Raw genomic sequence first — 25,561 nt, 5'->3', positions numbered from 1 at the left:
ATGCTTGAGATAGAGAATTTTTCACTTTCCTACGGGGAGGGAGAGCCGGTCTTAAAAGACATCAGCCTCTCCTTAAAAGCTGGGGAGTGCCTGGTGGTCACAGGGGAGAGCGGCAGCGGTAAGTCCTCTCTGATTCATGCAATCAACGGCCTCGCCTTTCACTATCATCAAGGCGTGGGAAAGGGACATATACGCTTCGATGGGGGGAATATCGAAACCCTGCCGATTTATCGGATTGCGCTGCAAATCGCGAGTGTGTTTCAGAATCCGAAGACACACTTTTTCAATGTGAATACAACGCTGGAACTGCTCTTTTACATGGAGAACATGGGGCTAGATCGCGCGGAGATGGATAGGCGCATGGAGGACTTACTGAAAATATTCCCCATAGAACACCTCCTCGGGCGAAATATCTTTGCGCTCTCCGGCGGCGAAAAACAGATATTATCGGTCGCCTCCTGTTACCTCGCGGGCTGCAAGCTCATTGTCATGGATGAACCTTCTTCCAATCTGGATGAGGCTTCGATTGCGGTTCTTCGGAAAATGCTGCCGATGTTAAAGGAAAAGGGCATAGCCCTCCTCATCGCGGAGCACAGGCTCCACTACCTGACGGAACTCATGGATCGCCTGATTTTCCTGGAGGCGGGGAAGATAGACAGGGCGTTCTCGCGGGAAGAATTTCTTTCCCTTTCCGAGGACGAGCTTGCGGATATGGGACTTCGGAGCAGGGAAAAGCCCGTGCTTCGGCTTCCAGCGTGGAAAAACGAGGGGCAGCTGACCGTGGAAACACTCTGCTGCCCCTTCCGGCGGGGCGAAGAACTGAAGCTCAGTCAGGTCTCCTTTTCCTTTGGAAAAATCTACGGCATCGTCGGTGAAAACGGCTGCGGAAAATCCACGCTGCTCCGCGCAATGACGGGACTGGAGGCGCCGAAGAAGAGTCGCATTACGCTTCGGGGAAAGCCGTTGTCCGGGCGTGAGCGCATATCACGCTCTGCTCTGGTCATGCAGGATGTCAACAGCCAACTGTTCACGGATTCGGTCGAGGAAGAATTGCTGCTTGCATGGAAGGGGAGATGCCGGAGAGAGAAAACAGCGGGGGAGATGCGAGAAAAGGCAGCGGAAGAGGCAGCGCAGCGCGAAATCGAAACTCTACTGCAGGCGCTCGGTCTCGCGGAATGCAAAGAGCGCCATCCCATGAGTCTTTCCGGCGGACAAAAGCAGAGACTGGCGCTTGCGACCTGCCTCCTTAAGGACGCGAACTTTTTCTATTTTGACGAGCCGACCAGCGGCATGGATCGTAAAAACATGCTGCGCATCGCGGCGCTCTTAAAACAGCAACAGCGGGAGGACAGAATTCTCTTTGTAGTTTCCCACGACACCGCCTTTTTACAGGAAGTCGCGACGGAATGCCTGGATTTGGAGACATTTCGGAAGCGCACAGCGGAAACACATGACAGAGGAAACGGCTCGGAAAGCAAAGATTGAATCACGGCGAAGTTGAGAGCAAAAGGCGGACCGGCGGACTGTTGAAAGGCAGTCCGCTTTTTGCTTTGATTGTGTCCGCTTTTCGGGACATGCGGGGTGGTAGACTGGAAACATAAGAAAAGCAGAGGAGGCAGCAAAATGAATCCGATCTATTTCACCGTTACGGGGACCAATTACTACTACGGAAACGAGTATTTTAAGCCGGAGATAAAGCTTCGACTCATCAAGGAGCCGGATAACAAGGCGGACAAGGAGGCAATCCGCGTGGAGCTCGAGGGGCTCGGGAAAGTGGGCTATGTCGCGAACAGTCCGCACTCCGTAATCGGAGACAGCTACAGCGCAGGGCGACTCTACGATAAAATCGGAGACGCTGCGGAGGGGAAAGTGCTCTATGTCCTGCCGCAGGGAGTGCTTTGCACGCTTGTGCAGGGAGAAGAAGGAGAGAAACCATCTTTACCGCGAAACGCGATGCGCCCGAAAAAGTAACACTTCGGGCGCATTTTTGTGCGTCTCTTGTGCTAAACTGAAAGGAATGAATAAGTCGAGAGGCCGAGTAAAAGCGGAAGAGAGGAGATTCTACAGCATGGAAAAGTTGACGATTGCGGAGGCAAAACGAATCAATGACACAATGGTCTCCGAGGCGCATTTAAAGCTGCATGCGGCGAATGTGGCGGCTTGCATGGGCGCGATGGCTGTGCACTTCGGTGAGGACAGGGAGCACTGGGAGGCGGTCGGCTACCTCCACGATTACGACTATGAGAAGTTTCCGGAAGAACATCTTCTGCACACTGAGCGGGAACTGCTCGCAGAGGGCGTGCCTGCGGAAGATGTGCGTGCCATATTAAGCCACGGCTACGGGCACCGGAACGAGGTCGAGCCGAAGAGCAAGATGGAGAAGAGTCTCTACACGGTCGATGAACTGAGCGGCATTATTCAGGCGGCGGCGCGCATGCGCCCGAACGGCATCGCTGACATGGACATCAAGAGTTTTATGAAAAAGTTTAAGAGCAAGGGCTTTGCCGCAAAGTGTAATCGCGAGATTATCCTGAAGGGTTGCGAGATGCTCGGTATGGACATCAAAGAGGTCGCGGAAATCGCGATTGCAGGCATGAAGGAACACGCAGAGGAATTGCAGCTCACCGGAAATCAGGCCTGAATCAGAGCCCTTTTTTAGGACAAAACAGACAGGGAGGACAGCATGGGACAGAAGAGACCTAAGATTAAACTGACGGTCATTGACCGGCGCGGCAAGATGGGCTGCCATCGCGGTCACCGGATCGGACAGACCTTTGACTATGACACGGAGCGGGGGGAGCTCTGTCCGATGGCGATGCACTGTGCCTTTCCCTATATTGACATTCTTCGCTACGGCGGCAAATTGCCGGGACAGCCGGAAGGAGTTGCGGAGTTTTGCTGCTCCGATGCGGACACGATTATGGTATTCCGGGCGGAAGTCGTGAAAGAGGAAGAAAACCGACCGTGACAGAAAACAGTGAGACACGGAAGGGAGCAAACGCGGAAAAGTGTCAGCGATACGTCGGCGCTTTTCTTTTATGCGGCGGAAAGAGCAGACAAGGTCGGCGAAATTCTGCTAAAATGCAAGAAAATCCGTAGCAATCGGATGCAGAACTTGTTGTCGGAAAGAAGAGAACTTGCCGCTTGAGAGCGGAGAGGAGTCAGAGATGCGGAACGTATATTTTGTGCGGCATGGAGAGACGGTCTGGAATGTGGAAAATAAAATCTGTGGGGCCACGGAAAGTGCCCTGACGGAACGGGGGCGGGAGCAGGCGCGCGTCATCGGCAGAGAGATCAAAGCGCGCATGGACGCGGGCGAATTGCAAATTGACCGTATGCTCTGTTCGCCGCTTAGCCGCGCGCGGGATACCGCGCAGGAAATCGCAGACATACTCAAACTGCCGCTCGCGATCGAGCCGCGCCTCCGGGAGCAGAACTTCGGCATCTGGGAGGGGACAGCCCGGGACGGCGAGGGCTTTCAGCGCGCCAAGGAAAACTTTATTGATAGCTTCGGGACAGGTGAGTCCATGCTACGGCTCGCGCAGCGCATCTACAATCTGTTGGACGATGTGCGGGCGGATGCCGACCATACCTATCTGCTGGTCGCACATAACGGCATCTCCCGCATGGTGGAGTCGTATTTCCGCGACATGGATAACGGGGAATTCGCCTCCTTCGGAATTCGGAATGCAGCTCTCCGTACCTACTGCTATCCGGAAGAGGCATGAGAGTCCTGATCTACGGCGCGGGTGTCATCGGCTCACTCTACGCCGCGCTCTTTGCCGAGGCGGGCATACCGACCGCTGTTTATGCGCGGGGTGAGCGGCTTGCGGAGTTAAAGCGGGAGGGGCTACGCTACCGAAAGAACGGGCACTGCCGCAGAGCCGAAATTACCCTGCTTTCAAGGCTGCGTGAGGACGATGTCTACGACTTTATTTTCCTTGCGGTGCGGGAGATGCAGGCGAGAGCGGCGCTGCTCGAATTAAGAGTGAATCAGAGTCCCACCATTGTGACCATGGTTAACACGCTTCAGGACTATGCGGACTGGGAAGAACTCTGTGGCACGGGCAGAATACTCCCGGCCTTTCCCGGCGCGGGCGGCGGCTTTGAAAACGGTATCTTAGAAGCGGCGCTTACGCCAAGGCTGGTTCAGCCGACGACCTTTGCTGTGCTACGTCCGGAGCAGAGGGAAGAAGCACGGCATTTAAAGCGGCTGTTTCGAAGGGCGGGCATCCCATGTCAACAGGTCGCGGACATGCGGTGCTGGCAGCTCTGCCACCTCGCACTGGTTGTCCCGCTCGCAGATGCCTATTATGAGGCAAAGAGCCCCGCATACGCCGGTGAAGAAAGTGCGCTCATGGATAGGACAGCGAGGCGGCTCCGGCGAAACATGAGGGCGCTGAAACGGCGGGGCATCAGCCTCTCTCCGGCCAAGCTGCAGCTCTTTTGCTTCTGTCCCCTGCCTTTGCTTGCCATGGCGCTGAGGCTGGTGTACCGAAGCCGTTTCGGTGCGCTTTTCATGTACCGCCATTCGATGAAGGCACCGGATGAGATGCGGCAGCTGCACCGACAGCTTTATGCATTTCTCCGGAAAACAGGGAGAGGTACACAGCTGCTTGACAAGCGGAACAATGTAATGAAAGCTTGATAGCAAGCACGGAGGGGTAGGCCACGACTCGGAGCTACGCGAGAAGCCGCGCAGTGCGCAATAAGCACTGTGGGCAGTCTATCGGAATTTCAGTAAAACCGGGTATCGGTAAGAGAGAAAAGACCGCAAAAGCGGTCTTTTCTTGTGATGGGCGGGAGTCTACATCGGGACAAGGTCAAACCTCGTTGGCTTCAATCCAATGTTTCGATTTTGCCTTGTGGAAAGCCTGTACTTGTGTTTGGTGCTAGAATGGACTGAGATAATTTCACAGGGAGGGAAGGTATGACCCGGCAAGAATTATTTGTCCTCGCGCAGCAAAAATACGGCACAGCGCCGGAGTATCCTTGGCAGGATGATAACGCCGTGCTCCGGCGAAAGGACAACGAGAAGTGGTACGCTGTGGTTTTGAAGGTTGCCGCGTCGAAACTCGGACTGACGGAAACAGGGGAGATAGAACTTCTGAATGTGAAGTGCGACCCGGTGTTGCTTGCCTCACTCCGCACGCAGGCGGGCTATTTCCCCGCCTACCACATGAACAAGGAGAAGTGGCTCAGTGTATGCCTCGGTGCCCCGGCGCTCGATGCGGCTATCGCCGATTTGCTTGCGCTGAGCTACGAATTGACGGGACCGAAAAAGCGTGGCTGATTGAGAAACAGATATAGGCTTGTTACTTACTTTTGCAGATTACCAAGCCGAAATTTCTGAGAATAAGGATGAAAGTATAAGGGTTAGCAACGAGAAAAAAGAAATTTGACTTTGCATGGGAGTATGATAGTCTTTTAAAAGGCGCGTTAAGAATAGAAGAATGGGAGATGAAAATGTCTGATAGTACTATGAAAGTCGGGGCTATAGAAAAAAAATGTTGATCGAAAAGAATTAAAAGTAAAAAAACGAGATGAAAAATTTGACTTTTATCGTGGCCTCGTGATGTTGGAAGTGGTTCTTGCGCATACCTGTTATTTTTCCGGTCAGAGCTATGTGCCGGAAATTATGCGCACCATCTGTTTGTTGTACGAGATGCCTCTCTTGGTTTTTCTTGCGGGGCGCAGTGCACAGCATCGAAGCGGCCTCTCGTCCGTTTTTGCCGGTCTCTTGAATATCTGGCTGAAATGGGTGTTGATAAGCACTCTGGTTGTATTCGGATATCGCATTATCTGTGGAAGAAGTGCGGTGACTCCCACACAATATTTACAGGGATTAATGTTCTATTCTCTGGAAGTAAATGATTTAGCTGTCTTTTTCCAGTCGATGTGGTATATGCGGATGTATGTCGTGGTTGTTCTGGTTGCGGGGATACTGCAAGAGCTGGATAAAAGAGTACAATTTTCAGGCCGCTCCAAATGGTCCTTTGTGTTGTTTCTTGTGCTTGGACTGGCATATGCTTCCTTTAGCGAGGTGGACAGCTTTTTTGGACTTAGCAGAATGCAGCTTTGCTATCTCTCTTTTTTCATGATAGGTTATCTCACAAAACCGACAGCTCATCTCACTCTGAAAGCATATCTTTTAGGAATGGCGTTTTTCGCAACACTCTGGATTGGCATAAGTCGTATGATGGGACTGAATTTCTTGAATATCCAAGGAGTCAAGTTTCCTCCGCATTTCATTTATTGGACTGAAGCCATGCTGTCCATCTGGACTTGTTTCTTCCTTTGGCAGTATGGAAGTAAGTGGATTCATCGCTGCGGTTTTATCCGGTTTCTCGGAAGGCATTCCCTCTGCTTTTTCTTTAGCCAGGGACTTGGGGCGGGTTTCATCTACCGCTTTGTGTCGCTGAATGAACAGTATGGATGGGTGAAGGTTTTTCTACTCTCCCTTGGGGTAAACTATCTGATTATGTTCTTTGGAGGTTTAGCGATTTTCGGAATATTCCGGATATTTGATCGGGTTGCAAACAAGATTCAGCTTTCAGAACGGCTCGGAAGAGTGTTGCAGTTTGAAGAAGGCTTGCCCGGAGGAGAATCATGAATGAAGATAACATGAATGAAGATAAATTTGAGAAACTACGGGCGAAACAGAGCGGAAATGAGGGACTCTATCTGGAATTTGAGGACAAGGAGTGGCCTTTTACTTACACGGATCACGACAGGCAGATTGCGAGAGCCATCGTGGTGGATGACGAAGAGAATTACTACTTTGTGCGCATGGAGCGAGCGGATGAATTCGGAACGGTGACGCTGATCGAGACCTCCGGCGGCGGTGTGGAAGAAGGGGAGTCGTCGGAAGCGGCGATACGGCGGGAACTCAAAGAAGAACTCGGCGCGGAGGTCGAGATACTCTGTAAGCTCGGACTGGTCAGCGATTACTATAATCTTGTGCATCGCCATAACTTAAACCATTATTTTCTCGGCTGGGTAAAGTCCTTCGGTGAGACCAAACTCACCCGGGATGAAGAAGAGGAGTTTCATCTGAAGAAGATTAACAGGAACTCGCCCTAGCTCTCCATAACTCTCCGTAAGTGATACCCGTATTACCTTCTGAGGATTTCTGCTTTCCCTAACTCGGTCTATCACACCATATCACACCGTAAGTTTAGTATTACGATAGTATAAAATAAGAGAAGCCTTGACTTATAAAACGGTCAAGGCTTTCTTTGTTAGTCTGATGTAATTAACTCAGTATATTTTTTTGAAACTTGCGTAAGATCCACTTCATACAATCCAGACAGCATTGCATATTCGATTTTGTATGCCCCGTCTTTAAGGGAAATTGTCAAGTTTACCTTTGTTGCTCCTTCTTCGCCTGCGTTAGATGGTAGATATAGGATTTTGATTGTACCGTTTTCGTTCTCGTCTAACTCAAATTCTTCTACATTGTATGCGAACATGGAATATTCTTCCCCAATAGCACCCTCAACAAAATTCTTTGTCAATGCTCTACAACCACCGTCAATCAATGTTGGCAAAGTGTCGCTTTTGGTTTCCGTCTCTTGCTTTTCCTCAGTCTGTTGTTCCGCTGAATTGATTGTGTCCTTTGCTCTGTCCTCGATACCGTCTTTTTCTCCACTGGTTCCGAAGATAGCGGACAGAATAACAACAATGATTACCCAAAACCACCACCTCTTATAAATCGGTCTTTTGACTTTGTTTTTGGTTGCTTTATCTTTCATAATGCCATACCTCCCAGTTTTGGTTGATATTAGCATTATAGCAGAATGTAACACAAAAATACAGTAGAATTTCAACTCACTATTGTGTCATAGTTTTATAGGCTTTATCAATACTATAATGCAATTAAAATCAATGGAGGAGTTGCATTATGGAGAAATTTATCGTCACACCCAAAGAAGACAAATCTGTCACAATGACGATACGCATAGATAGAGCTTTACAAGAGGAATATAACGATTTGGCAGCTAAAACTAATCGTTCTCGTAATGAGCTTATCAGCATGGCTTTACAATATGCCCTTGACCACATGGAATTGAAAGATGAATGATGACTAAATGAGAGCCTTTGGTTTTGTCCTCTGGCTCTCAATTATTTATGCGTTCAATCGCAAGAACTCATTTATCTTTGTTGCTACTTCCTCTTGCTGTTCCTCAAAGCTGTGAGCATAGATGTTCATTGTTGTTGAGCAGGTTGAATGTCCTAATGTCTTTGATATTTCAATGATGTTGATTTCCAGATAATTGAGTAGGGTAGCACATGAATGTCTCAACCCATGAAGCGGAATAATCGGTAATTCCTTTAATCCCTCGGCTTTTGCTTTATCTGGATTATTCTTCACCCATTCGTTATAACGGTGTAAATGCTTTGTGAAATACTGATAAGGTGTTGTATGCCCCATAAGTTTTCCGTCTGCTTGAATGAACAGATTACCGCCATTGCTGAAATCGCCTTGCCACGCAGTACCTTGACTAAATCGTGTCTGTGTGTACTCAAAGTGATACTGCTTCAAAAGTGGAATTACATCATCTGGAATAGATACCTTTCTGACAGATTTCTTTGTTTTCGGTTCTTTATAATCAAATCCATTTTCCGTCATACCCACCGATTTAGAAATAGAGATTTTCTTCTCCTTAAAATCAATGTCATTCCAATGCAAAGCAAGCGTTTCTCCTCTTCTGAATCCACAGAATAATGAGAGAGTGAAGAACACCTTATATTGTGTCGGCACAGTATAGGATTCTGTGTACTCATTCACACAGTATGGTTTACCTGTATCGTCAATACGCTGATGGCCTTTATAGGTTACCTCGTATGACATACCCAGAGATTTTATAAACATCAATGCTTGCTTTGGAGTAAAGAACTTTAATCCCGCATCCTCGTCTTTTCTCTTTGGCTTTTGTGCGTCTTGGCAAGGATTGTTTTCAATCATGCTGTAACGCTTGGCTGTCTTAAAAATCAGATTCAACACATTAGCAAATCTCTTTATGGTGCCTGTTGAATAGTCATCAACCAGAGTTCTGTAAAATGCTTCAATGTGTGATGTTTTGATATGAGCAATCTTGCTCCCCTTAAAGTAAGGAATGATTCTGCTCTCTAATACCTGCTTGTATCCTGCGTAGGTACCATAAGCAATGTTATCTTTAACACTCTCAAGCCATTTGTATGAAAAATCTTCAAATGACATTTTTTCTGAGTTGAAGTCATAGCCATATTTTAATTTATCTTCCATATCCATGGCATACTTTTTCGCTTCTCGTTCTTGTTGTTTGGGTGTTGCTGACTGATTAACGGAATATGTAAGATTCTTAACCAGTTTGTTTCCTTTTTTATCATAACCCATACAGATTACAATGCGATAAACAACTCTACCACTTTTATGTTGAACTCTCTTTAGTGATGCCATTCTTAACACCCTTTCTCGATTTGATTTTTGTAACGATAGTAGGTAGGCTTCGTCATTCCTAATTCTTTCATCAGTTCAAATGGTTTCTTTTCTCCTTGCTGTACTAAGCGATAGTGGGTAGCAAATTCTTCAAGTTCCATAACTCTTGGTCTGCCATAATCGTCCCATTCTCCACGAGCTTTTTCTGTTCAATGCCTTCTCGCTGTCTTTTCTCTTTTTTCTCAATCTCGGCCTGTGCCATGCTTGCATACAACTCAATCATCATATTATTGATAGTCTCTAACATCATACGAGCCATTGAGTTTTCCATAGTTGACAGGTCAATCAATGTTGTGGGTAATTCTAACACCATAACGCGAATACCATTATCCTTGAAGAATTGCAACTCTTTTAGTGTAGCTTCTTTGTTTCTTCCTAAACGGTCAAGTTCAGTAACGATCAGAACATCACCGCTTTCAAGAATCTCATCTTTCAGCATAATGTATCGTGGTCTGTTGAAGTTCTTTCCTGTTTGCTGGTCTGTGTAGATTTTATCCTTGTATAAAGAGATTCCATTTTCATCACAGTACTTCTTGATTTCTGTAATGCCTCGGTCTAAATGCTGCTCTTTTGTACTTGTTCTGTGATATGCAACATACTTCATAGCTTTTCCTCCTCGTAATACTCACATATAGCTTCATTGAATAGAACATCATGTGGTTTCCCATTGCTATGAGGGGGTTTTCTGTACTTGTCACAGAATGCTTTTGTTACACCGACAGGAATAACTTTCCCATGCATTGTAATTGTTGATTTATCTCTAAAAGTGCAGTCTTTACAGATTATTTTATATCTGTTAGGGAATTGTGCTTTCAAATGGCTTCTTGCCTTAAACTTATCGTTCAACTGAACACCTCTTTCCTTTATCGAACGTCAGTTCGTTTCTAACTTAATCATATCAGGCAGGTATCAAAAAGTACACCTCTTTTTTGAGAATAATCAAAAGTTTTATTGTGTACTTTTTGAATCCTATTTTTAAGCCTTTAGAGATAGTATCATATTTTATAAATTCTGATACCACATCAACAAGTAGCCATTGCTCGCTGTTTTTCTCTGTATATTTTCATGGATTTACTGATTCGTGCGTTACGAGTACCATAACTACAATTTTCCCTGTTTGTCATAAGTTCCAGGTTGTCAATGCAGTTATTTACTTTGTTCTCGTCCTTATGATTGATTTGCATACCCTCTGGAATTGCACCTATATGTGCCATGTAAACTAACCTGTGAACTCTCATGTGTTTTTTGATTCCCTCATCATTGCACACATCAACCTGTTTATACCCTCTATTTGTAATACCTTGTGGTAAAAGCCTGTCACTCTTAAGGCTATAAACCTGCCCGTCAGTAGAAATAAGGTACTTTGAAAATCCCTGGGCTTGCTCCCACTCAATAGAATCATTATGCTGTGTCTTTAAGCTTTCTACCTCTCGTTTCAATTTTATCATCGTTCTCAACCTCCAATTCGCCGGCATTAAGATATTCAACGAATTTGTCTACATTCACAAGAAACTTATTACCGGACTTAATATGCACGATTTTGTTCTGTTTGCACATCTGCCAAAGTGCTTTATACGAAATACCAGATTCATCTGCAAGAGTCTGTAAAGGCACCATACGAGGAATGCGTACATCTGATACAATAAAGTTAAACTCCTTCTCTGGTAAAATGTTCGTATTATTTGTATAGTATTTCTTTGTCATTTTGTATTCTCCCGTTCGATTGGGGGACGCGAATACAAATTCAACTGAACTATTGTATTGTTGTCCATGTTTTGTGTTTGCTCCATCTGGGCAACTGGACTATTCTTTAGTAACCGATTTATTTTATTCTCAGTTTTATGTTTACCCCCAGAGATTCTCAGATGGCTTCTGAGTGACTTTTGATTTTAGCCATATAAATCCATTACCTAATGACTTATGATTCAATCTGGATTATCCTGTGTTATTCTGGGCTTATCCTTTATGTTGTCTGTTCGTCCGGATTCCATGCGGAAGGCTTCTTAAACGCATTGACCTGTTTTTCAATGTTTCTAAGGTGAAAGCCTTGCAGATACACAGAAGCAAGTCCCTGTTCAGCCTCTTTTAGTTCAGATTCTTTTAATCTGTCAAAAGCCTGTTCAGCAGAAGATTTGCTACCCTCAAAAGCACGCTCCCTAATCTTTGCAGATACCATATCAGCATAAGCAGGATATTTAAGCAGTTCCAGAACAGCCTTGCTACCGATAACACCAGAATTGATAGAATCTGTCAAAACCTTAGTAATACGGTTTGCATGATTGCTGTTCATTACCTTAGGCATTTGAGACATAAGCTGAAGTGCTTTGTTCTGCACAGCTTGTGTATCGTTCTTTTCATTTACATAGTCATAACCACGATTACGGATTTCCTCAACCCTGCTATTCATGCGGTCATACACAAAAGCATTTTCAGCAACCATATCTTGTAATTTGCTCTGGAGTTTGTCATAGATTTCATTTACCATGTTCTTATCTACACGCTTATACACAGAAATAAAATCCTTAGCACTTGCAACCAGAATACGCACATCATCAATGGTCTTTGCTTTTCTGAACTGATCGAGCAGTTTATTGTAGTTCTCAACGATAGTTAGTCCGTTGTTTGCAATTGTATTGATTTTAGTCATTTTCTTCTTCCTCCCATTCAATATTTTCGTGTTCGTCTGACACAATCACAAAGCTTTGTTTCTTGTAGAATGTATCATACGCGCCTTTGGTTACCTCCGTGGTAACTGTTCCGTTTGTAATCTTAACCATAATTATTCGTCCTCATTTTCATCTGGGGCATTGTTCCATTCCTGTTCCCAAGCCCAAGCTTCATCGTCCTCGTTTTCTTTACCGTATGGAACAATCTTAATTACAGTAGGAGCAGTATCTTCTGTACCGTCTAAAAGAAAAGCAGTATTCGCACCATAAGCTTTGTCAATGATATACTTACAAGCATTGAATCGGTCCTTGTTGTATCTGTCACTGGCAATCTGGATTATGCTTTGCAGAGCTTCAACGGTAGAAGATTTAAGCAACCTTTGAAATTGCTCCTTTTGTGATTTCTGCTCTTCGGTTTGCTTTGGTCTACCTTTCAGATTACCGCTTTGTCCTTTAGCATAAGGCATAGAAAATCACTCCTTTCTACATATCATAGATGTTCACGCTCCTTGTTGTAGGATTCCAGTTCTCTATGAATTTCTGTTTCACATTATCTTGTGTGAGATTAGATAAAATCTTCTGTTTTTCCTGTATCTCTGCTTTGAGAGATTCAATCAGCATATTATAGGCTTGCTTTCCTGTCTTTGGTTTGCGTTTCAATGTAATGTCTGCTGATATGCGTTCTACTTGCATTAGTAAACACCCCCTTATTGTAAATGTACTGTTAACAGTTGTAGTCTCCGTCTCATATAATTATGGACAAGATTTGATTTTTGCAATTTGCTCAAATTCTTTATGAAATACCTTTTACACCCCAATGAACAATGACTTTTGCTCAGTTTATGAGATTTGCAGTTTTTCAAGTTTGGGGTCACAGGGTAACAAATTATATGACCTTTTGGCCCTGTTTTATCCCAGTGAATTGTGCATAAGTTTTAATGTTTTGAGCACATCAGAGGGAATATCGAACTTTCCACCATTGCGGTAGTATGATACCATTCGTTTGGAATTATCTGGTGCTTTCCTAAACTCATACCATTTTTTCAAAGCATTGCGTAATATCTCAATATCTACAATCAATTCCTTGCACTTAATCAAGGTATCACTGATTTCATTTCCAGAATCAGATTGTGTCAAAGTTTCAAATACATCTTGTACGCAGGCATTCAGCATAGGGGTAACATTCTTTTTGCATATTTCATCAAAAGTTACTTGGTACTGGTCAATCAATGCTTTGATTGCTTTCCTTGTGAGAATGTCCTCTAATGATTTTTTGTTTGAATACATACGATCAAGCATTCTGTCTAAGAACACCAATTCCACACGAATCATATTTGATTCAACTTTAAGATTGCCTGCTTGCCTTTGCTGAAAAGTCTTGTCATAAACCTTTAACACCCATTCGTGGGGCTTGGTTGTTGTGATTCCTCGTTCTGGTTTCCTGTGTGTTTTTCCGTTAGGGTCTGTTTCCTTATAAACAGTAACCTTTGCAAAAGACTTCTCAAATAATCTAATCACATCCCTTGGCTTACAATCCCCAACACATTTTATCGTTAGATTGCATTCCATTTTTGTGACACTCATCATAGAGAGAAATTCATCAGAATACTTGTCCTTTAAGTGCTTTTGCAGATAGGCTCTCATGTGCTCAATAACTTGGTTTCTTACCAATTCGATTTTGATACAATCAGATAATTGAAATGGCTGCACATTGTTTGGCCTGATTGCGTTAGGTAAATTTATATAAGCAGATAATTTGCCACCCCAACAAGATATTTTCATAATGTCATTACCAGATGTATTTATAAGATTTTCCTCTGGAAGATTTATGCTTTCTAAACCTTTGATTGTAAGTTGCAGTTGAAAATTCATTCCGTCTGCACCTTGTAGCTTTTTATTTCCCATTTTCACACCTCACACATTGCTTTCTTTATGTCCTCAATAATTGAAGCGGTTTCCTTGATAATTGCTTCAATCAAAGTAATGTAGCCTTCAGCGTAGTAGTTTCTTTCTTCAATCTTTGCTCCGTTCATAATTTATACCTCATATTCTTTGCTCAAATATATTCATCAATGCAATTCACATCAATGCTGTTCAAGATTTCCCTTAACTTGATAAACTCTTCCTTAGAGAAAGTGATACCACGCAAAGGATATTGCAATCCGTCTCTGTCAGATACTCGCCATGCTCTAATATCAAACACAGGATTCTTGTCGTTCCACTTTACAATCGACACTTCCTTTGAGAATCCACGAAAGCCCACCATGACAGTGTCAATATGTTTCTTTACTTCGTACTCGGTAACCTTACCAGCATTGCATGCAAATTCATGCTTTGTTGCTGTATTGTTCATCATCCTTGTTCCTTTCGCTTAATTTCAGATAACAAAAAAAAAGAGAAGCCGGTTAACCCTCAACTGAGGTAACTTTGCTTCTCTGAGCACTAATTAATTTAATTTGACCAGTCTTTTTAATCTGTATATATCATATCATAGGTCTTGAAATTTGTACACTACTTTTTTGAAACTTTTTTCCTCGTTTTCCATTGTAGGATTTTCGCTATATATTATGTATTATCACCAGAGATTCCAGAGTGACCCCAGACTTACTTGAATTATTCAGCCTATAATTTTATGTCTTATAATCTAGAATCAAATCTAGGGGCATCTTGGGACCTCTGGTGATATACCTAAAATAATCAGTGATATAATAGTATAAAGTTGTTGTGATTATCTGTAAAATACAAAGAAATTTAAGGGCAAATAAACTGGAACTCATTTGTTCAGTTTAGTATTGCACGGTATGAGAGATAAATGCTATAAAAGCCTTTACTGCAATACTTTGTTGAACTTCTCTGACTCACAAAAAGTAAAACTCAATGCTATGTTTTTGCTATGTTGCTTGTGATGTCAGTATTATACTTGCTGAACAAACAAGCACAATTTGAAGAAAATAAAACTTCGCTACGAAGAGGCCGTGGCAGCGTATGAGGCAGGGCGGGACAGCCGTCTCGGTCGCTTGCTCGCGCAGCGGGAACTGCCTGTTTTGCGGCGGGCAAAAGAGCTTCTCGGATGAAGTGTTAGAATCATGGGCATAAAAATAAGGCGGGTTGGGATACATGAATCGTGTATTCCCAACCCGCCTTTCATTTACTTACTTCAGAATTCCGCTTCCGTAAAGAACGCAGTAGACGAGGAAGAGTAGCAGGAAAAACTTCCAGGAATTTCTGATAAGATAGATGGTGATTTGTTCCAGACGATAGGTGCGCGGATACAAATCTTTCCACTGTTCACTGGCATGATAATTCTTGGTGAACTTGCCGGTGAACCACTTGTCTTTGTCAAACAAAAAAGTGATTAGTCCGGAAATAAGCATCGGAACAAAGAGCCAGCGTTCCACAAATTGAACGGGGCGAGTCAAGGTCTGCAGTGGGATGAGAGAAATACACCAGCACAAGTACATGCAGCATACACTCAACAGGCTCACAAAATAAACACGAGATAAAATATGGTTTCTTGACATGCTTTGCTCCTTTCTGAAACTTCTGGCTTTCCGGTACCAAAAGAGTGCAACGAACCCTGCTCATCTGTATTTATTGTAGCATCTATTGCAAAAAAAAAGGAGAAAACAGAGCGTGTTTCTTACAAAACCGTAAGTTCCGGTAAGAAGTTTGAGGAAGCGCCCGCGAAGGCTTACGATACTCTGTAAAGATTGTGTTTACAGCTTAGCTGCGTTAAAATAAGAAAATATGATTTCAGACGCAAAGGAGTAGCCATGCAAATATCCAGTCGTTTCAGCATTGCCCTTCACATCTTCGCCTGCGTGGATGCATTTCAGGCGACCCACAAAATGACCAGCGACTTTCTGGCGAGCAGCATACAGACAAATCCGGTCATCATCCGGAACATTCTGTCGCAGCTTCGGCGCGCGGGACTTGTCCGCATTGCGCGCGGCACGGGCGGCATCACCCTCGAGAGGGCGCTGAAGGGTATCTCCTTCTACGATGTCTATGTGGCCATAGAGCCGGTGGAGCACGGGGCGCTGTTTCGCTTCCACGAGAATTCGAACCCGAACTGTCCGGTCGGCAAGAACATCCACGCGATTCTGGACGACAAGTTCTCGGACATCCAGCGCGCCATGGAGGCAGAGATGCGAAAGTACACACTCGAGGACATTCACCGGGATTTGCTGCGTCTCAATGCCTTGCAAGAGGTAAGTCCGTCTGTCTGAGCGTGAAACCGGAAGGAGGTGTATGGAGAGGCAGTTATAACGAGTTCGACAAAGACTGCAAAGGTTTACGGGGCGAGTATGGTTGCGGTTTACGGGAGTTTCAAGAGTAACCCGATTAGTATTTTCATGCAGGGCGGACTTCCGATTATCGGGCTTGTTACACTGCTCTTGTTACACTGAGAGTATTTCATCCAAGTAACACTACCGGGGCGTATCCCGGAGAGAAGGGGAGGGAAAAACATGTTAAAGTATTTGATCATCGGTGCAGGCGGGGTCGGCGGCACGCTCGGCGCATACTTGCAGCGTGCAGGACTTCCGGTGAGTTTTCTGGCACACGGCAAGACCTTGGAGGCTCTTAAAAAGAAGGGACTCACGCTGGTAAAGGACAGCGGCGAGGAGACATTTTCGCCGGTCGCCGCGTTTGATGAGGCGAGTTACAACGAGACGCCGGATGTCATCTTCCTCGCCTTAAAGTCTTATTCGATTGAGAGTGTCCTGCCGTTTCTGGAGCGCATTGCCACGGAGCACACAGTCATCATCCCGCTCTGCAATGTCTTCGGGACGGGAGAGAAGTTACAGAAAAAATTGGAGAAGCCGCTGGTCACGGACGGCTGTATCTATGTGATGGGCAATGTCGAGGAAGCGGGCAGAATCCGGCAGCTCGGCAACTTGATGCGCGTGGTCTACGGCGTCCGGAAACCGGAGGAGGCGCGCCCGATCCTCGAGGAAGTGAAAGCGGAGCTCACGCGGGCGGGTGTCGAGGTGGTGCTGAGTGACAACATCCGCCGCGACTGCATGAAAAAATTTGCCTACCTCTCGCCGCACGGTGCGGTCGGGACTTATTTCTATATCACGGCGGCACATTTGCAGCGCGAGGGCGAATACCGGAACTTTTACCGCGGTCTGGTGCGCGAAGTGCTCGCGATTGCGGAGAAGATGGGCATCGCCATGGACGGCTACAGCGAGGCGGACAGCCTTAAGGTGGTGGACGGACTTGCGCCCGAGATGACCACCTCGTTTCAGAAGGATGTCGCGGACATGAGAAAGTCCGAGGTCGACGGGCTCGTCTATGAGGTGCAGCGCCTCGGCGCGGCATACGGCGTCCCGACCCCGTATTACGATGAGGTGATTGAGGCGCTCCGCTCGCGCGGCGTGGAGTGAGGTATGGGAAGCTGGGAAAAGAAAAATACAATCTGGCAGTATCGCGAGAACGGGGAACTTGTCACGGGCTGGAAAGAGATCGACGGAAAGTGGTATCTCTTCGGCAGCGGCGGCAATATGTTGCTCGGCTGGCAGAAGAGTAAAGATCGCTGGTACTATTTAAAGCAGGAGAGCGACCGGAAGGCGGGCGAGGCGAAAAATGCCTACGGCTTCATGCTGACCGGCTGGCAGCAGCTGAATGGCAAGTGGTACTTTTTCCACGAGGACGGCAGCATGGCGGTCTATGAGTGGGTCAAGGACAAGGGCAAGTGGTATTTTCTTCGAAGCAACGGTGAGATGGCGCGAAACCAGATGCGTTCCTACAAGGGGAAGAGCTATTACTTTAAGGCGGACGGGAGCATGGCGGTCTCCGAAGCCGTGTCCTGGAACGGCGAGCGCTACCGGGCGGATCAGGATGGCGTGTGTCTTGAGGAGAGACCTGCGCCGGGCGGCCACAATGTGAGCCGCTTGCATCCGCGCTTAAAGCGTCTCCAGAAAAAGCTGATTGCGCAGTGTGCCGCGCGCGGACTGCCGATTCGCATTACGCAGGAAGTCCGCACTGCGGAAGAACAGGATGCGCTCTACGCGCTCGGGAGGACGGCGGGCGGCAGCATTGTGACGAATGCGCGCGGCTCTTCGTATTCGTCTCACCATCAGTGGGGCACGGCGTTTGACTTCTGTCGGGACGACGGCAAGCCGCCCTACGAGGACGGCGACCGCTTTTTTGAAAAAGTCGGTGCAATGGGCAAGGCGCTCGGCCTCGAGTGGGGCGGCGACTGGAAGTCGATTGTGGACAAACCGCATTTTCAGCTGCCCGACTGGGGCAGCGGGACGGCAAAACTAAAGGAGCTCTACCATTCACCGGAGCGCTTTGAGAAGACATGGGAGGCTTGAGGATATAGGTATGAATCAGAAATTGAGAGAAGCGTTTGCGCGCTGCCCGGAGGCGGCGGAAGCGCTGGAAAAATTAAAGGCGGGCAATGCGCGCTTTGTGGCGGGAAAAACTCAGGAGTTGCCGCGTGACAGCGCACGCCGGGAGAGCCTTGCGCGCGAGGGGCAGTACCCCTACGCATTTTTGCTGACCTGTTCGGATTCGCGCGTCGTGCCGGAATTTATTTTCTCGGCGGGACTCGGCGAGCTCTTTGTGACGCGCGCCGCCGGCAATGTGCTCGGCACTTCGATACTCGCCTCGGCGCAGTACGCGGCGCAGGATCTCGGCGCGAAGCTCTTTGTGGTGCTCGGGCACAGTCAGTGCGGCGGCGTGAAGGCGACACTCTCCGGCGAAGAACTCTCGGGCGCACTCGCGCACATGGGACAGCGGATTCGCGCCGGTATCGGGCGGGAGACCGACTACCTGCGTGCCGTCGAGCTGAATGCGAGAGCCGAGGCTGCCGATCTTGCGGCGCGGCTTCTCAAATACTGTCCCGAGCAGACGCTGGTCGTAGTCCCGGCAGTCTATGACATCGAGACCGGCAGCGTGCGCTTTCTGGAAGATTGAGCGGTATAGGCCAATAAAAGTTGCATCCCCGCAGCGCAAAGTAAAGCCGGCGCTGCGGGGTTTTTCTGTTTTCTCGTGCCAATGACGCAACAAAAAAGAATCGACGACAAAGGGGGAGGTCGTCGACTCTTTTTTGATGGCGATATACTCGCCATCGTGATTCATTGACTCAGATGTTCCGCTTCTTTTCGAGCAGCAGGGACGAAATCACAAAGTAAGCGGCGGAGAGCAGAAGGCTCACAAGAACCTGGCCGAGGGCGCGCATGCTGAGATAGGAACCCGCAAAGGGGAACAGCATGTAGGAAGAAAGCGGCAGGTGCATGAGAATTGTCGTGCTGAGATACATGAGCAGGAGATAGAGAACGAGGATCACAAAGCCCGAGCCGCGCTTCCAGTGGAGGAAGGTGGCCTGCAGGACAATCGCAATCACCGCGATGCTCTCGAACTGCAGGAGACCGGCGAAGAAAAGGAAGCAGAGCTGCAGGACAATCTGGAGCGTCTTCGGCGTGAGCGCAACCTGTACGAGTTCGTTGACTCTGGACATGACATCAGGGGTGAAACCGACCGTCACATGAATAAGGAGCAGGGTGTCTATCGTTGCGAAAGCAACGGCGAGCGCAGTCCAGATAACGGTTTCCACCAGACTGAGAATCCACTTCGCGCCGAGAATGGTGAAACTGTTGTGCGGCGTCAGGTAGAGCATGTAGGCTTCCTTACAGTTCAGCTCGCGATGCAAGAGAGAGAGGTTTTGCAGAATGCTGATAATGGGGGAGAGCATCAGTCCGAGGGACAGAATGAGAATGCTCACGTTCATAGCGAGCGAATCAAAGTCTCTGGTGAAGGCGCAGAATAAAAAGATGGCCTCGCCGATCAGCACGACGGCAAGCAGAAACAGTTTCAGAAAGAGTGTTTTTTTCCACTCGTATTTGATGAGATGCATCATAGTAGATCGGTTCCTTTCCTGCCTACAAGGCAAAGCATTACGGGCTCAGGCGAGCAGCTGGCGGTACTTCTCGGCGAGCGAGAGTCCCTCTTTGACGCGGAGTTCTTCGACATCGAGATCCGCAATCATGTTGCCGTCTTTTACGAAAATGGCCTTGGAGATAAAGCGTTCCATCTCTTCGACGAGGTGACTCGAGAGCAGCAGTGCCGACTCGTGTCCCGCACGGGAGATGATGAGGTCCATGACCTGGTCGCGCGCAATCAAGTCAATGCCGTTTAACGGCTCGTCGAGCAGGATGACATCCGCCTTCCGGGACATGGTGACGGCGACCTTCACCTTTGCCATCATGCCCGAGGAGAGGCTCTTGGTGCGGAGATTCGGGTTCAGCTGAAAGGCATCCAGAATCTCGCGGTAGGTCTCCTGCGAAAAATCCGCGAAAAAGTCGCGGTAGTATTCGCCGACATCTTTAATCTTCATATAGGGATAGAAATAGGGCTCGGTCGACATATAGGCGATGTGTGCCCGGCTTGCGGCGGAGACCGGCGTTCCGTTCAGGAGTATCTCGCCGCTGTCCGGCAGAATCAGATTGGCAATCAGCTTCATCAGCGTGGTCTTACCGCTGCCGTTTGCGCCGAGCAGACCGTAAATTTCACCCGGCTCCAGCACACAGCTGAAATCCTGCAGTGCTTTCTTGCCGCCGTAGCTCTTGTTGACATGGTTTACTTCCAGCATGGAATAACCTCCTTGGTTCAAATGAGCGTCCGCATTTCTTCCTCGGTAAAGCCGATTTCGGACATATCCTTTTTAAAGCGGGCAATGAAGTCCGCCGCGAGTTCCTTCCGCAGGCTCACATTGACCGCGGCATCTTCTGTCACGAAAGTGCCGAGGCCGCGCTTCGTGAAAGCGACTCCTTCGGCCTCGAGAGTCTGGTAGATGCGCGCCGCCGTGTTGGGGTTGATGTGGTACTCGAGCGCGAGTTCCCGTCCCGACTTCAGTTTCTCGCCGTTTTTCTTCTGACCGGTGACAATCTCTTTTTTAATCTGCAGAACGACCTGCAAATAAATCGGTTGCGATTCGTCGAATTGCATCGAAGCTCCTTTCTGCAAGACTGCACTTGCGGACTACATAGATAGTACACTAGAAATTTCTGAGTGTCAAGAAAATCGGAAAAATATTTGTGTGATACTTGACAGGGTCGGTGGGCAATGCTATCATACGAAAAACCTTCCAAATGAGTAGGAAATAGGGTTTAATAAAAAAGAGAGGAGAGCGCAGATGGATCTTTCGTTTATGGAGCGGTTTTTGCCGATGTATGTGACGGCGGCACAGCTAACCCTCACAATCGCTGTGATCGGCATTGCAATTTCCGTTGTAATCGGCATTGCTGCGAGCCTTGCGCTCTATTACCGGATTCTGGGGCTTAGGCAGCTGGTCGCGGTCTATGTGGAGCTGTCGCGCAACACGCCGCTCCTTGTGCAGTTGTTTTTCCTTTACTTCGGACTTCCGAAGATCGGCATACGCCTGAGCCCGGAGCTCTGCGGCATCATAGGGTTGAGCTTTCTCGGCGGCGCCTATATGACGGAGACCTTTCGCGCGGGGCTTGAGACGGTCGAGCGGATTCAGTCCGAGTCGGCGCTCTCGCTCGGCATGAGTCAGGCGGCGACCATGCGCTATGTCGTCTTGCCGCAGGCAATGGCGGTCTCGGTGCCGTCTCTCGTCGCGAATATGATCTTCTTAATCAAAGAGACTTCGGTTTTCAGCGGCATAGCCCTCGCGGATCTCATGTATGTCACCAAAGACCTGATCGGCATTTACTACCAGACCACGGAGGCGCTTTTCATGCTGGTCATCGCCTATCTCGTGTTACTCTTGCCGATTTCGCTCTTTGGCAGCTGGGCAGAAAGGAGGCTTCGCTATGCAGGCTTTGGCAATTAATGCAGCGAGCGCATCGCCGCTCTCCATTCTGCTCGCCGGCAACAATATGCAGCGTCTGCTCGGCGGCCTCGGCGTCACCATCAAAATCAGTCTCATTGCCGTGGCACTCTCGGTGCCGCTCGGCATTCTCTTCGGACTTTTCATGACAAGAAAAAATCCGGTCACGAAACTCTTAAGCCGCGTTTACCTCGATTTTATCCGCATCATGCCGCAGCTCGTGTTGCTCTTCCTCGTCTTTTTCGGAAGTGCGCGTGTTTTCGGACTAAGCTTAAGCGGAGAGTTCAGTTCGATTTTTGTCTTTGTGCTCTGGGGCACGGCGGAGATGGGAGATCTGGTGCGGGGCGCGCTCGAGAGCATCCCGAGACATCAGTACGAGAGCGCTGCGGCACTCGGCTTAACGCCGGGACAGTGCAGCCGCTATGTCATTATCCCGCAGACCTTACGGCGGCTCTTGCCGCTCGCGATTAATCTTGTGACGCGCATGATTAAGACCACCTCGCTGGTTGTTCTGATCGGCGTCGTAGAAGTTCTGAAAACGGGACAGCAAATCATTGACGCGAACCGCTTTCAGTATCCGACGGCGGCACTGCCGATTTACGGTGTCATATTTCTCCTCTATTTCCTGGTGTGCTGGCCCGTCTCGATGCTGGCGCGCTACCTGGAAAAACGCTGGGCAGTCTGAGTGTTTCGAGTGAGAAGGGAAGGTAGACAGATGAAGGAATTCAAGCAGGAAGTACAGCTCAGCATACGCGGGCTGAAGAAAAGTTACGGCGACGCGGAGATCTTGAAGGGTGTGAATCTGGATGTGCGACAGGGAGAGGTGGTTGTGATTCTCGGGCCGTCCGGCAGCGGCAAATCGACCTTTCTCCGCTGCATCAACGGTCTCGAAGAGATTCAGGGCGGCGAAGTTAAGCTGGACGGTGCGACCATCAGCGGACTCAAAAACAGTGCGCTGCCGGCGGTGCGGCAAAAGCTCGGCATGGTGTTTCAGAGCTATGACCTGTTCCCGCATATGAATATCCTCGATAACATTACGCTCGCGCCCACAAAGGTGCAGAAGAGAAGCCGGAAAGAGGCAGAGGCCGAAGCGAGAGAGCTCCTCTCGCGCGTGAATCTCGCGGACAAGGAAAAAGCCTATCCGCGCATGCTCTCGGGCGGACAGAAGCAGCGCGTCGCGATTGTGCGCGCTCTCGCGATGCATCCGGAACTCATGCTCTTTGACGAGGTCACGGCAGCGCTCGACCCCGAGATGGTCCGCGAAGTGCTGGATGTCATCATGGAACTCTCGGAGCAGGGACTCACGATGCTCATTGTGACACACGAGATGAGTTTTGCCCGCGCCGTGGCCGATCGCATTGTCTTCATGGACGGCGGTCACATTGTCGAGACCGGCACACCGGAGGAGTTCTTCACGGCGCCGAAGACCGAGCGTGCGCGCACCTTCCTCGACAATTTTCAGTTTATCGCAAAGAGCCGGAAGGAAGAAAAGAGCGCATGAGAGCATATACAATGAGAACAGAGCGGCTTGGAAACCGCCTCGGGCGCACGGATCGATGTCACCGCCGGGTGAGGCAATAAATTCGAGAGACGGAAAGTAGATTAACTTTTTGGGAAGAGACGAAAAACACAGGCAGGAACAGACGGAGGAAATAAAAATGAAGAAGACTTTTGTATTGGCGGCAGTGACGGCACTTGCACTCGGTGTGCTCGCCGCTTGCGGCGGTAGCAAGAAGGCAGACGGCAGCGCGGCGGAGACGAAGGCCGCGAGTAGCGGAAAGACGACCTTCCGCACCGTGGATGAGATTAAGAAGTCCGGTGTGATTCGCATCGGCGTGTTCACGGATAAGGCGCCGTTCGGCTATGTGGACGCAAACGGCGTGAACCAGGGCTACGATGTGGTCTATGCGCAGCGCATTGCGCAGGATCTCGGCGTCAAGGTGGAGTTCACCTCGCTGGATCCGGCGGCGCGCGCGGAATATGTCAACACCGGCAAGGTGGACATTACCCTCGCAAACTTCACGGTCACGAAGGAGAGAGCGGAGCAGGTTGACTTTGCAAAGCCGTACATGAAGGTCGCGCTCGGCGTCGTTTCGCCGGAGAAGGCGGTCATTCATTCGGTCGATGAGTTAAAGGGCAAGACCTTGATCATTGCGAAGGGCACCACGGCAGAGACCTATTTTGAGAAGAATTACCCGGAGGTGAAGCTCCAGAAGTATGATGCCTATGCGGACGCTTACAATGCGCTGCTTGACGGCAGAGGCGATGCGTTCTCGACCGACAACACCGAGGTCATCGCGTGGGCCAAGGCGAACCCGGGCTTTGAGGTCGGCATTGACAGCCTTGGTGATTACGACACGATTGCGGCGGCGGTCGCCAAGGGCAATGAGACGCTCCTCAACTTCCTGAACGAGGAGATTGTGACGCTCGGCAAGGAGAACTTCTTCCACAAGGACTATGACGAGACGCTGAAGCCGGTCTTCGGTGACGCGGCAAACCCGGACGCGATTGTCGTGGAGGGCGGAGAGCTCGGCGATACCAAGCAGTAAGGCAGTATAACCAAAAGAGGAAGTGCGGTCGCGACCCTGCGGCTGCGCTTCTTTTTTCTTCGTTTTACGCGTGCGCGCGATTTGAAAACTGCTTGCGGATATGCTATATTTTTTTTGTTACTCGGTAACCTGACACAGCAATCAGAGGAGGCTTTTATGGCATTGCGGTACGAGAATGAGGTGAATGAAATTGTCGGCTATGATGAAAATGGCGTGAAGCTCGCCTGTGTACAATTTCCGGCGGTGAACAGCGACACGGTGGATGTGGAGCACACGGAAGTGGATCCGTCTCTGCAGGGACAGGGCGTGGGCGGTGAGCTCATGGAGCAGCTCGCAAAGCGCCTTCGGGACGAGAAGAAGAAGGCGGTATTGACCTGCCCCTATGCGCAGCACTGGTTCGACGGTCATCCGGAGAACAAGGATCTGGTCGCAGAGTAAATCAAGAGATAAGGAAATCGAAACAGCAATGGAGTTGACAGAGATTCGAAACAAAATTGATGCACTCGATGAGGAGATCAAGGCGCTCTTATTGCAGCGCCTTGCCTGCTCCAAAGAGGTCGCGGAGGCAAAGGCTTCCGAGGGAGAGACGAAAATCTACCGCGCCGACCGGGAGGAAGCCATTCTGGAGCGCCTCGGAAACGATGTGCCCGAGGCAGTGCGCCGCGAGTATCTCGCGATTGTGCGGAAAATCATGGAGACCAGCCGCATGTATCAGTACGGTCTGCTCTATGACTGGAATCCCGCGCAGTACGACGGGCTTTTTGCGAATGTCCCCTACGAGTTCCCGAGCCGCAAGGTCAAAATCCTGCTGACGCGCCCGAACCGCCCGAATGCGATGTCTTCGATTCTCAGCATGGTCGGCGATTACGGCTACAATATGGAGAAGATGGAGCTCCTGTCCTATACGGAGGACAGGCAGGCAGTGCGCTTTTTGCTGACTGTGCGCGGGGATTTGTCCGAGCGCCACATGCAAAAACTCATGGTGCAGCTCGCCGGCGAGAGTCGGGATTTCTGTATCATGGAAGTGCTGCGCTGAGCGGCGCAAAGACGAAAATAAAAAACA

At 48.6% G+C, this 25,561-nt stretch carries 37 protein-coding genes; 21 read left to right on the top strand and 16 right to left on the bottom strand.

The features are described 5' to 3' along the window. The 9 genes from HMPREF9623_RS02480 (at position 1) to HMPREF9623_RS02435 (ending at position 7,083) form a co-directional block, all read left to right on the top strand. The gene (locus HMPREF9623_RS02480) at positions 1-1,485 is read left to right on the top strand and encodes an ABC transporter ATP-binding protein (protein WP_009532320.1); all 1,485 of its coding nucleotides are present in this window, start codon (positions 1-3) and stop codon (positions 1,483-1,485) included. 138 nt (positions 1,486-1,623) lie between these two features. Next, positions 1,624-1,971 (top strand): HIRAN domain-containing protein, encoded by a 348-nt coding sequence (locus HMPREF9623_RS02475; RefSeq protein WP_009532319.1) that lies wholly within the window; start codon positions 1,624-1,626, stop codon positions 1,969-1,971. Between the two features lie 97 nt (positions 1,972-2,068). Next, positions 2,069-2,641, top strand: a complete 573-nt coding sequence (locus HMPREF9623_RS02470; protein WP_009532318.1) for a hypothetical protein — start codon at positions 2,069-2,071, stop codon at positions 2,639-2,641. Positions 2,642-2,683: 42 nt separating this feature from the next. Beyond that, positions 2,684-2,968: a TIGR04076 family protein gene (locus tag HMPREF9623_RS02465; RefSeq protein ID WP_009532317.1), complete on the top strand. Its 285-nt coding sequence runs from the start codon at positions 2,684-2,686 to the stop codon at positions 2,966-2,968. A gap of 199 nt (positions 2,969-3,167) precedes the next feature. Then, on the top strand, positions 3,168-3,728 hold the full coding sequence (locus HMPREF9623_RS02460) for a histidine phosphatase family protein (protein ID WP_009532316.1): 561 nt from the start codon (positions 3,168-3,170) through the stop codon (positions 3,726-3,728). Then, entirely contained in the window at positions 3,725-4,648 is a 924-nt protein-coding gene (locus HMPREF9623_RS02455; protein ID WP_009532315.1) for a ketopantoate reductase family protein, read from the top strand. Before HMPREF9623_RS02460 ends, HMPREF9623_RS02455 begins: the two co-directional genes overlap by 4 nt. A 282-nt stretch (positions 4,649-4,930) precedes the next feature. Beyond that, complete coding sequence (locus tag HMPREF9623_RS02450) at positions 4,931-5,293, top strand: MmcQ/YjbR family DNA-binding protein (RefSeq protein WP_009532314.1); 363 nt, start codon at positions 4,931-4,933, stop codon at positions 5,291-5,293. Between the two features lie 282 nt (positions 5,294-5,575). After that, a complete protein-coding gene (locus HMPREF9623_RS02440; protein ID WP_009532313.1) occupies positions 5,576-6,613 on the top strand; it encodes a hypothetical protein in 1,038 nt (345 codons plus the stop codon). Further along, positions 6,610-7,083: an NUDIX domain-containing protein gene (locus HMPREF9623_RS02435; protein WP_009532312.1), complete on the top strand. Its 474-nt coding sequence runs from the start codon at positions 6,610-6,612 to the stop codon at positions 7,081-7,083. Before HMPREF9623_RS02440 ends, HMPREF9623_RS02435 begins: the two co-directional genes overlap by 4 nt. A 158-nt stretch (positions 7,084-7,241) precedes the next feature. Here HMPREF9623_RS02435 and HMPREF9623_RS02430 read toward each other — a convergent pair whose 3' ends face one another. Further along, the gene (locus HMPREF9623_RS02430; RefSeq protein ID WP_009532311.1) at positions 7,242-7,754 is read right to left on the bottom strand and encodes a hypothetical protein; all 513 of its coding nucleotides are present in this window, start codon (positions 7,752-7,754) and stop codon (positions 7,242-7,244) included. Positions 7,755-7,903: 149 nt separating this feature from the next. Here HMPREF9623_RS02430 and HMPREF9623_RS02425 point away from each other — a divergent pair, with 149 nt between their 5' ends. Next, positions 7,904-8,083 carry a hypothetical protein gene (locus HMPREF9623_RS02425; RefSeq protein WP_009532310.1) on the top strand — a complete coding sequence of 60 codons (180 nt, stop codon included), beginning with the start codon at positions 7,904-7,906 and terminating at the stop codon, positions 8,081-8,083. A gap of 45 nt (positions 8,084-8,128) precedes the next feature. On the opposite strand, the gene HMPREF9623_RS02420 is transcribed toward HMPREF9623_RS02425, so the two are convergent. From HMPREF9623_RS02420 to HMPREF9623_RS02375, 11 genes are all read right to left on the bottom strand, one after another. Further along, positions 8,129-9,442, bottom strand: coding sequence for a site-specific integrase (locus tag HMPREF9623_RS02420; RefSeq protein ID WP_009532309.1), 1,314 nt, complete (start codon positions 9,440-9,442; stop codon positions 8,129-8,131). Between the two features lie 103 nt (positions 9,443-9,545). Further along, positions 9,546-10,085 carry a recombinase family protein gene (locus HMPREF9623_RS02415; protein WP_009532308.1) on the bottom strand — a complete coding sequence of 180 codons (540 nt, stop codon included), beginning with the start codon at positions 10,083-10,085 and terminating at the stop codon, positions 9,546-9,548. Further along, a complete protein-coding gene (locus HMPREF9623_RS02410; RefSeq protein ID WP_040799210.1) occupies positions 10,082-10,327 on the bottom strand; it encodes a hypothetical protein in 246 nt (81 codons plus the stop codon). The genes HMPREF9623_RS02415 and HMPREF9623_RS02410 overlap by 4 nt, the downstream gene beginning before the upstream one ends. A gap of 176 nt (positions 10,328-10,503) precedes the next feature. Continuing rightward, complete coding sequence (locus HMPREF9623_RS11110; protein ID WP_009532307.1) at positions 10,504-10,929, bottom strand: HNH endonuclease signature motif containing protein; 426 nt, start codon at positions 10,927-10,929, stop codon at positions 10,504-10,506. Beyond that, positions 10,883-11,185 (bottom strand): hypothetical protein, encoded by a 303-nt coding sequence (locus tag HMPREF9623_RS02400; protein ID WP_009532306.1) that lies wholly within the window; start codon positions 11,183-11,185, stop codon positions 10,883-10,885. The genes HMPREF9623_RS11110 and HMPREF9623_RS02400 overlap by 47 nt, the downstream gene beginning before the upstream one ends. A 259-nt stretch (positions 11,186-11,444) precedes the next feature. Beyond that, positions 11,445-12,128 carry a hypothetical protein gene (locus HMPREF9623_RS02395; RefSeq protein WP_009532305.1) on the bottom strand — a complete coding sequence of 228 codons (684 nt, stop codon included), beginning with the start codon at positions 12,126-12,128 and terminating at the stop codon, positions 11,445-11,447. After that, positions 12,121-12,258 carry a hypothetical protein gene (locus HMPREF9623_RS11430; RefSeq protein ID WP_009532304.1) on the bottom strand — a complete coding sequence of 46 codons (138 nt, stop codon included), beginning with the start codon at positions 12,256-12,258 and terminating at the stop codon, positions 12,121-12,123. The genes HMPREF9623_RS02395 and HMPREF9623_RS11430 overlap by 8 nt, the downstream gene beginning before the upstream one ends. Before the next feature lie 2 nt (positions 12,259-12,260). Then, on the bottom strand, positions 12,261-12,614 hold the full coding sequence (locus HMPREF9623_RS02390) for a hypothetical protein (protein ID WP_009532303.1): 354 nt from the start codon (positions 12,612-12,614) through the stop codon (positions 12,261-12,263). A gap of 442 nt (positions 12,615-13,056) precedes the next feature. Further along, a complete protein-coding gene (locus HMPREF9623_RS02380) occupies positions 13,057-14,052 on the bottom strand; it encodes a hypothetical protein (protein WP_009532301.1) in 996 nt (331 codons plus the stop codon). A gap of 2 nt (positions 14,053-14,054) precedes the next feature. Continuing rightward, positions 14,055-14,180, bottom strand: coding sequence for a hypothetical protein (locus tag HMPREF9623_RS11975; protein WP_009532300.1), 126 nt, complete (start codon positions 14,178-14,180; stop codon positions 14,055-14,057). 23 nt (positions 14,181-14,203) lie between these two features. Beyond that, on the bottom strand, positions 14,204-14,503 hold the full coding sequence (locus HMPREF9623_RS02375; protein WP_009532299.1) for a PC4/YdbC family ssDNA-binding protein: 300 nt from the start codon (positions 14,501-14,503) through the stop codon (positions 14,204-14,206). A gap of 586 nt (positions 14,504-15,089) precedes the next feature. Here HMPREF9623_RS02375 and HMPREF9623_RS11970 point away from each other — a divergent pair. Continuing rightward, positions 15,090-15,221 carry an NUDIX hydrolase gene (locus HMPREF9623_RS11970; RefSeq protein ID WP_306696683.1) on the top strand — a complete coding sequence of 44 codons (132 nt, stop codon included), beginning with the start codon at positions 15,090-15,092 and terminating at the stop codon, positions 15,219-15,221. 78 nt (positions 15,222-15,299) lie between these two features. Here the strand turns inward: HMPREF9623_RS11970 and HMPREF9623_RS11620 are convergent, their stop codons facing one another. Beyond that, positions 15,300-15,668 (bottom strand): hypothetical protein, encoded by a 369-nt coding sequence (locus tag HMPREF9623_RS11620; RefSeq protein ID WP_009532298.1) that lies wholly within the window; start codon positions 15,666-15,668, stop codon positions 15,300-15,302. Between the two features lie 252 nt (positions 15,669-15,920). Here HMPREF9623_RS11620 and HMPREF9623_RS02365 point away from each other — a divergent pair, with 252 nt between their 5' ends. From HMPREF9623_RS02365 to HMPREF9623_RS02350, 4 genes are all read left to right on the top strand, one after another. Beyond that, positions 15,921-16,376, top strand: coding sequence for an Rrf2 family transcriptional regulator (locus tag HMPREF9623_RS02365; RefSeq protein WP_009532297.1), 456 nt, complete (start codon positions 15,921-15,923; stop codon positions 16,374-16,376). Positions 16,377-16,616: 240 nt separating this feature from the next. After that, a complete protein-coding gene (locus tag HMPREF9623_RS02360; protein WP_009532296.1) occupies positions 16,617-17,537 on the top strand; it encodes a ketopantoate reductase family protein in 921 nt (306 codons plus the stop codon). Between the two features lie 3 nt (positions 17,538-17,540). Continuing rightward, on the top strand, positions 17,541-18,470 hold the full coding sequence (locus tag HMPREF9623_RS10780; protein WP_009532295.1) for a M15 family metallopeptidase: 930 nt from the start codon (positions 17,541-17,543) through the stop codon (positions 18,468-18,470). 10 nt (positions 18,471-18,480) lie between these two features. After that, a complete protein-coding gene (locus HMPREF9623_RS02350) occupies positions 18,481-19,074 on the top strand; it encodes a carbonic anhydrase (protein WP_009532294.1) in 594 nt (197 codons plus the stop codon). 169 nt (positions 19,075-19,243) lie between these two features. On the opposite strand, the gene HMPREF9623_RS02345 is transcribed toward HMPREF9623_RS02350, so the two are convergent. The 3 genes from HMPREF9623_RS02345 to HMPREF9623_RS02335 are packed head-to-tail and all read right to left on the bottom strand — an operon-like array spanning position 19,244 to position 21,105. Continuing rightward, positions 19,244-20,017, bottom strand: coding sequence for a hypothetical protein (locus tag HMPREF9623_RS02345; protein ID WP_009532293.1), 774 nt, complete (start codon positions 20,015-20,017; stop codon positions 19,244-19,246). A 45-nt stretch (positions 20,018-20,062) separates the two neighbouring features. Further along, positions 20,063-20,749 (bottom strand): ABC transporter ATP-binding protein, encoded by a 687-nt coding sequence (locus HMPREF9623_RS02340; RefSeq protein WP_009532292.1) that lies wholly within the window; start codon positions 20,747-20,749, stop codon positions 20,063-20,065. Positions 20,750-20,766: 17 nt separating this feature from the next. Continuing rightward, positions 20,767-21,105 carry a GntR family transcriptional regulator gene (locus HMPREF9623_RS02335; RefSeq protein WP_009532291.1) on the bottom strand — a complete coding sequence of 113 codons (339 nt, stop codon included), beginning with the start codon at positions 21,103-21,105 and terminating at the stop codon, positions 20,767-20,769. Between the two features lie 187 nt (positions 21,106-21,292). Between HMPREF9623_RS02335 and HMPREF9623_RS02330 the strand changes: the two genes are divergently transcribed. The 6 genes from HMPREF9623_RS02330 to HMPREF9623_RS02305 all read left to right on the top strand — a co-directional run bounded on the left by HMPREF9623_RS02330 (position 21,293) and on the right by HMPREF9623_RS02305 (position 25,534). After that, positions 21,293-21,952, top strand: coding sequence for an amino acid ABC transporter permease (locus HMPREF9623_RS02330; RefSeq protein ID WP_009532290.1), 660 nt, complete (start codon positions 21,293-21,295; stop codon positions 21,950-21,952). After that, positions 21,933-22,634 carry an amino acid ABC transporter permease gene (locus HMPREF9623_RS02325; protein ID WP_009532289.1) on the top strand — a complete coding sequence of 234 codons (702 nt, stop codon included), beginning with the start codon at positions 21,933-21,935 and terminating at the stop codon, positions 22,632-22,634. The genes HMPREF9623_RS02330 and HMPREF9623_RS02325 overlap by 20 nt, the downstream gene beginning before the upstream one ends. Positions 22,635-22,664: 30 nt before the next feature. Continuing rightward, positions 22,665-23,450 carry an amino acid ABC transporter ATP-binding protein gene (locus HMPREF9623_RS02320; protein ID WP_009532288.1) on the top strand — a complete coding sequence of 262 codons (786 nt, stop codon included), beginning with the start codon at positions 22,665-22,667 and terminating at the stop codon, positions 23,448-23,450. A gap of 157 nt (positions 23,451-23,607) precedes the next feature. After that, positions 23,608-24,498 carry a cysteine ABC transporter substrate-binding protein gene (locus HMPREF9623_RS02315; protein WP_009532287.1) on the top strand — a complete coding sequence of 297 codons (891 nt, stop codon included), beginning with the start codon at positions 23,608-23,610 and terminating at the stop codon, positions 24,496-24,498. 156 nt (positions 24,499-24,654) lie between these two features. After that, positions 24,655-24,936, top strand: a complete 282-nt coding sequence (locus HMPREF9623_RS02310; RefSeq protein ID WP_009532286.1) for a GNAT family N-acetyltransferase — start codon at positions 24,655-24,657, stop codon at positions 24,934-24,936. 28 nt (positions 24,937-24,964) lie between these two features. Then, positions 24,965-25,534, top strand: a complete 570-nt coding sequence (locus HMPREF9623_RS02305) for a chorismate mutase (protein ID WP_009532285.1) — start codon at positions 24,965-24,967, stop codon at positions 25,532-25,534. Positions 25,535-25,561: the final 27 nt, after the last annotated feature.

This window comes from Stomatobaculum longum (assembly GCA_000242235.1).
Classification (GTDB): domain Bacteria; phylum Bacillota; class Clostridia; order Lachnospirales; family Lachnospiraceae; genus Moryella; species Moryella longum.
This window is presented reverse-complemented; position numbering and strand designations above follow the sequence as displayed.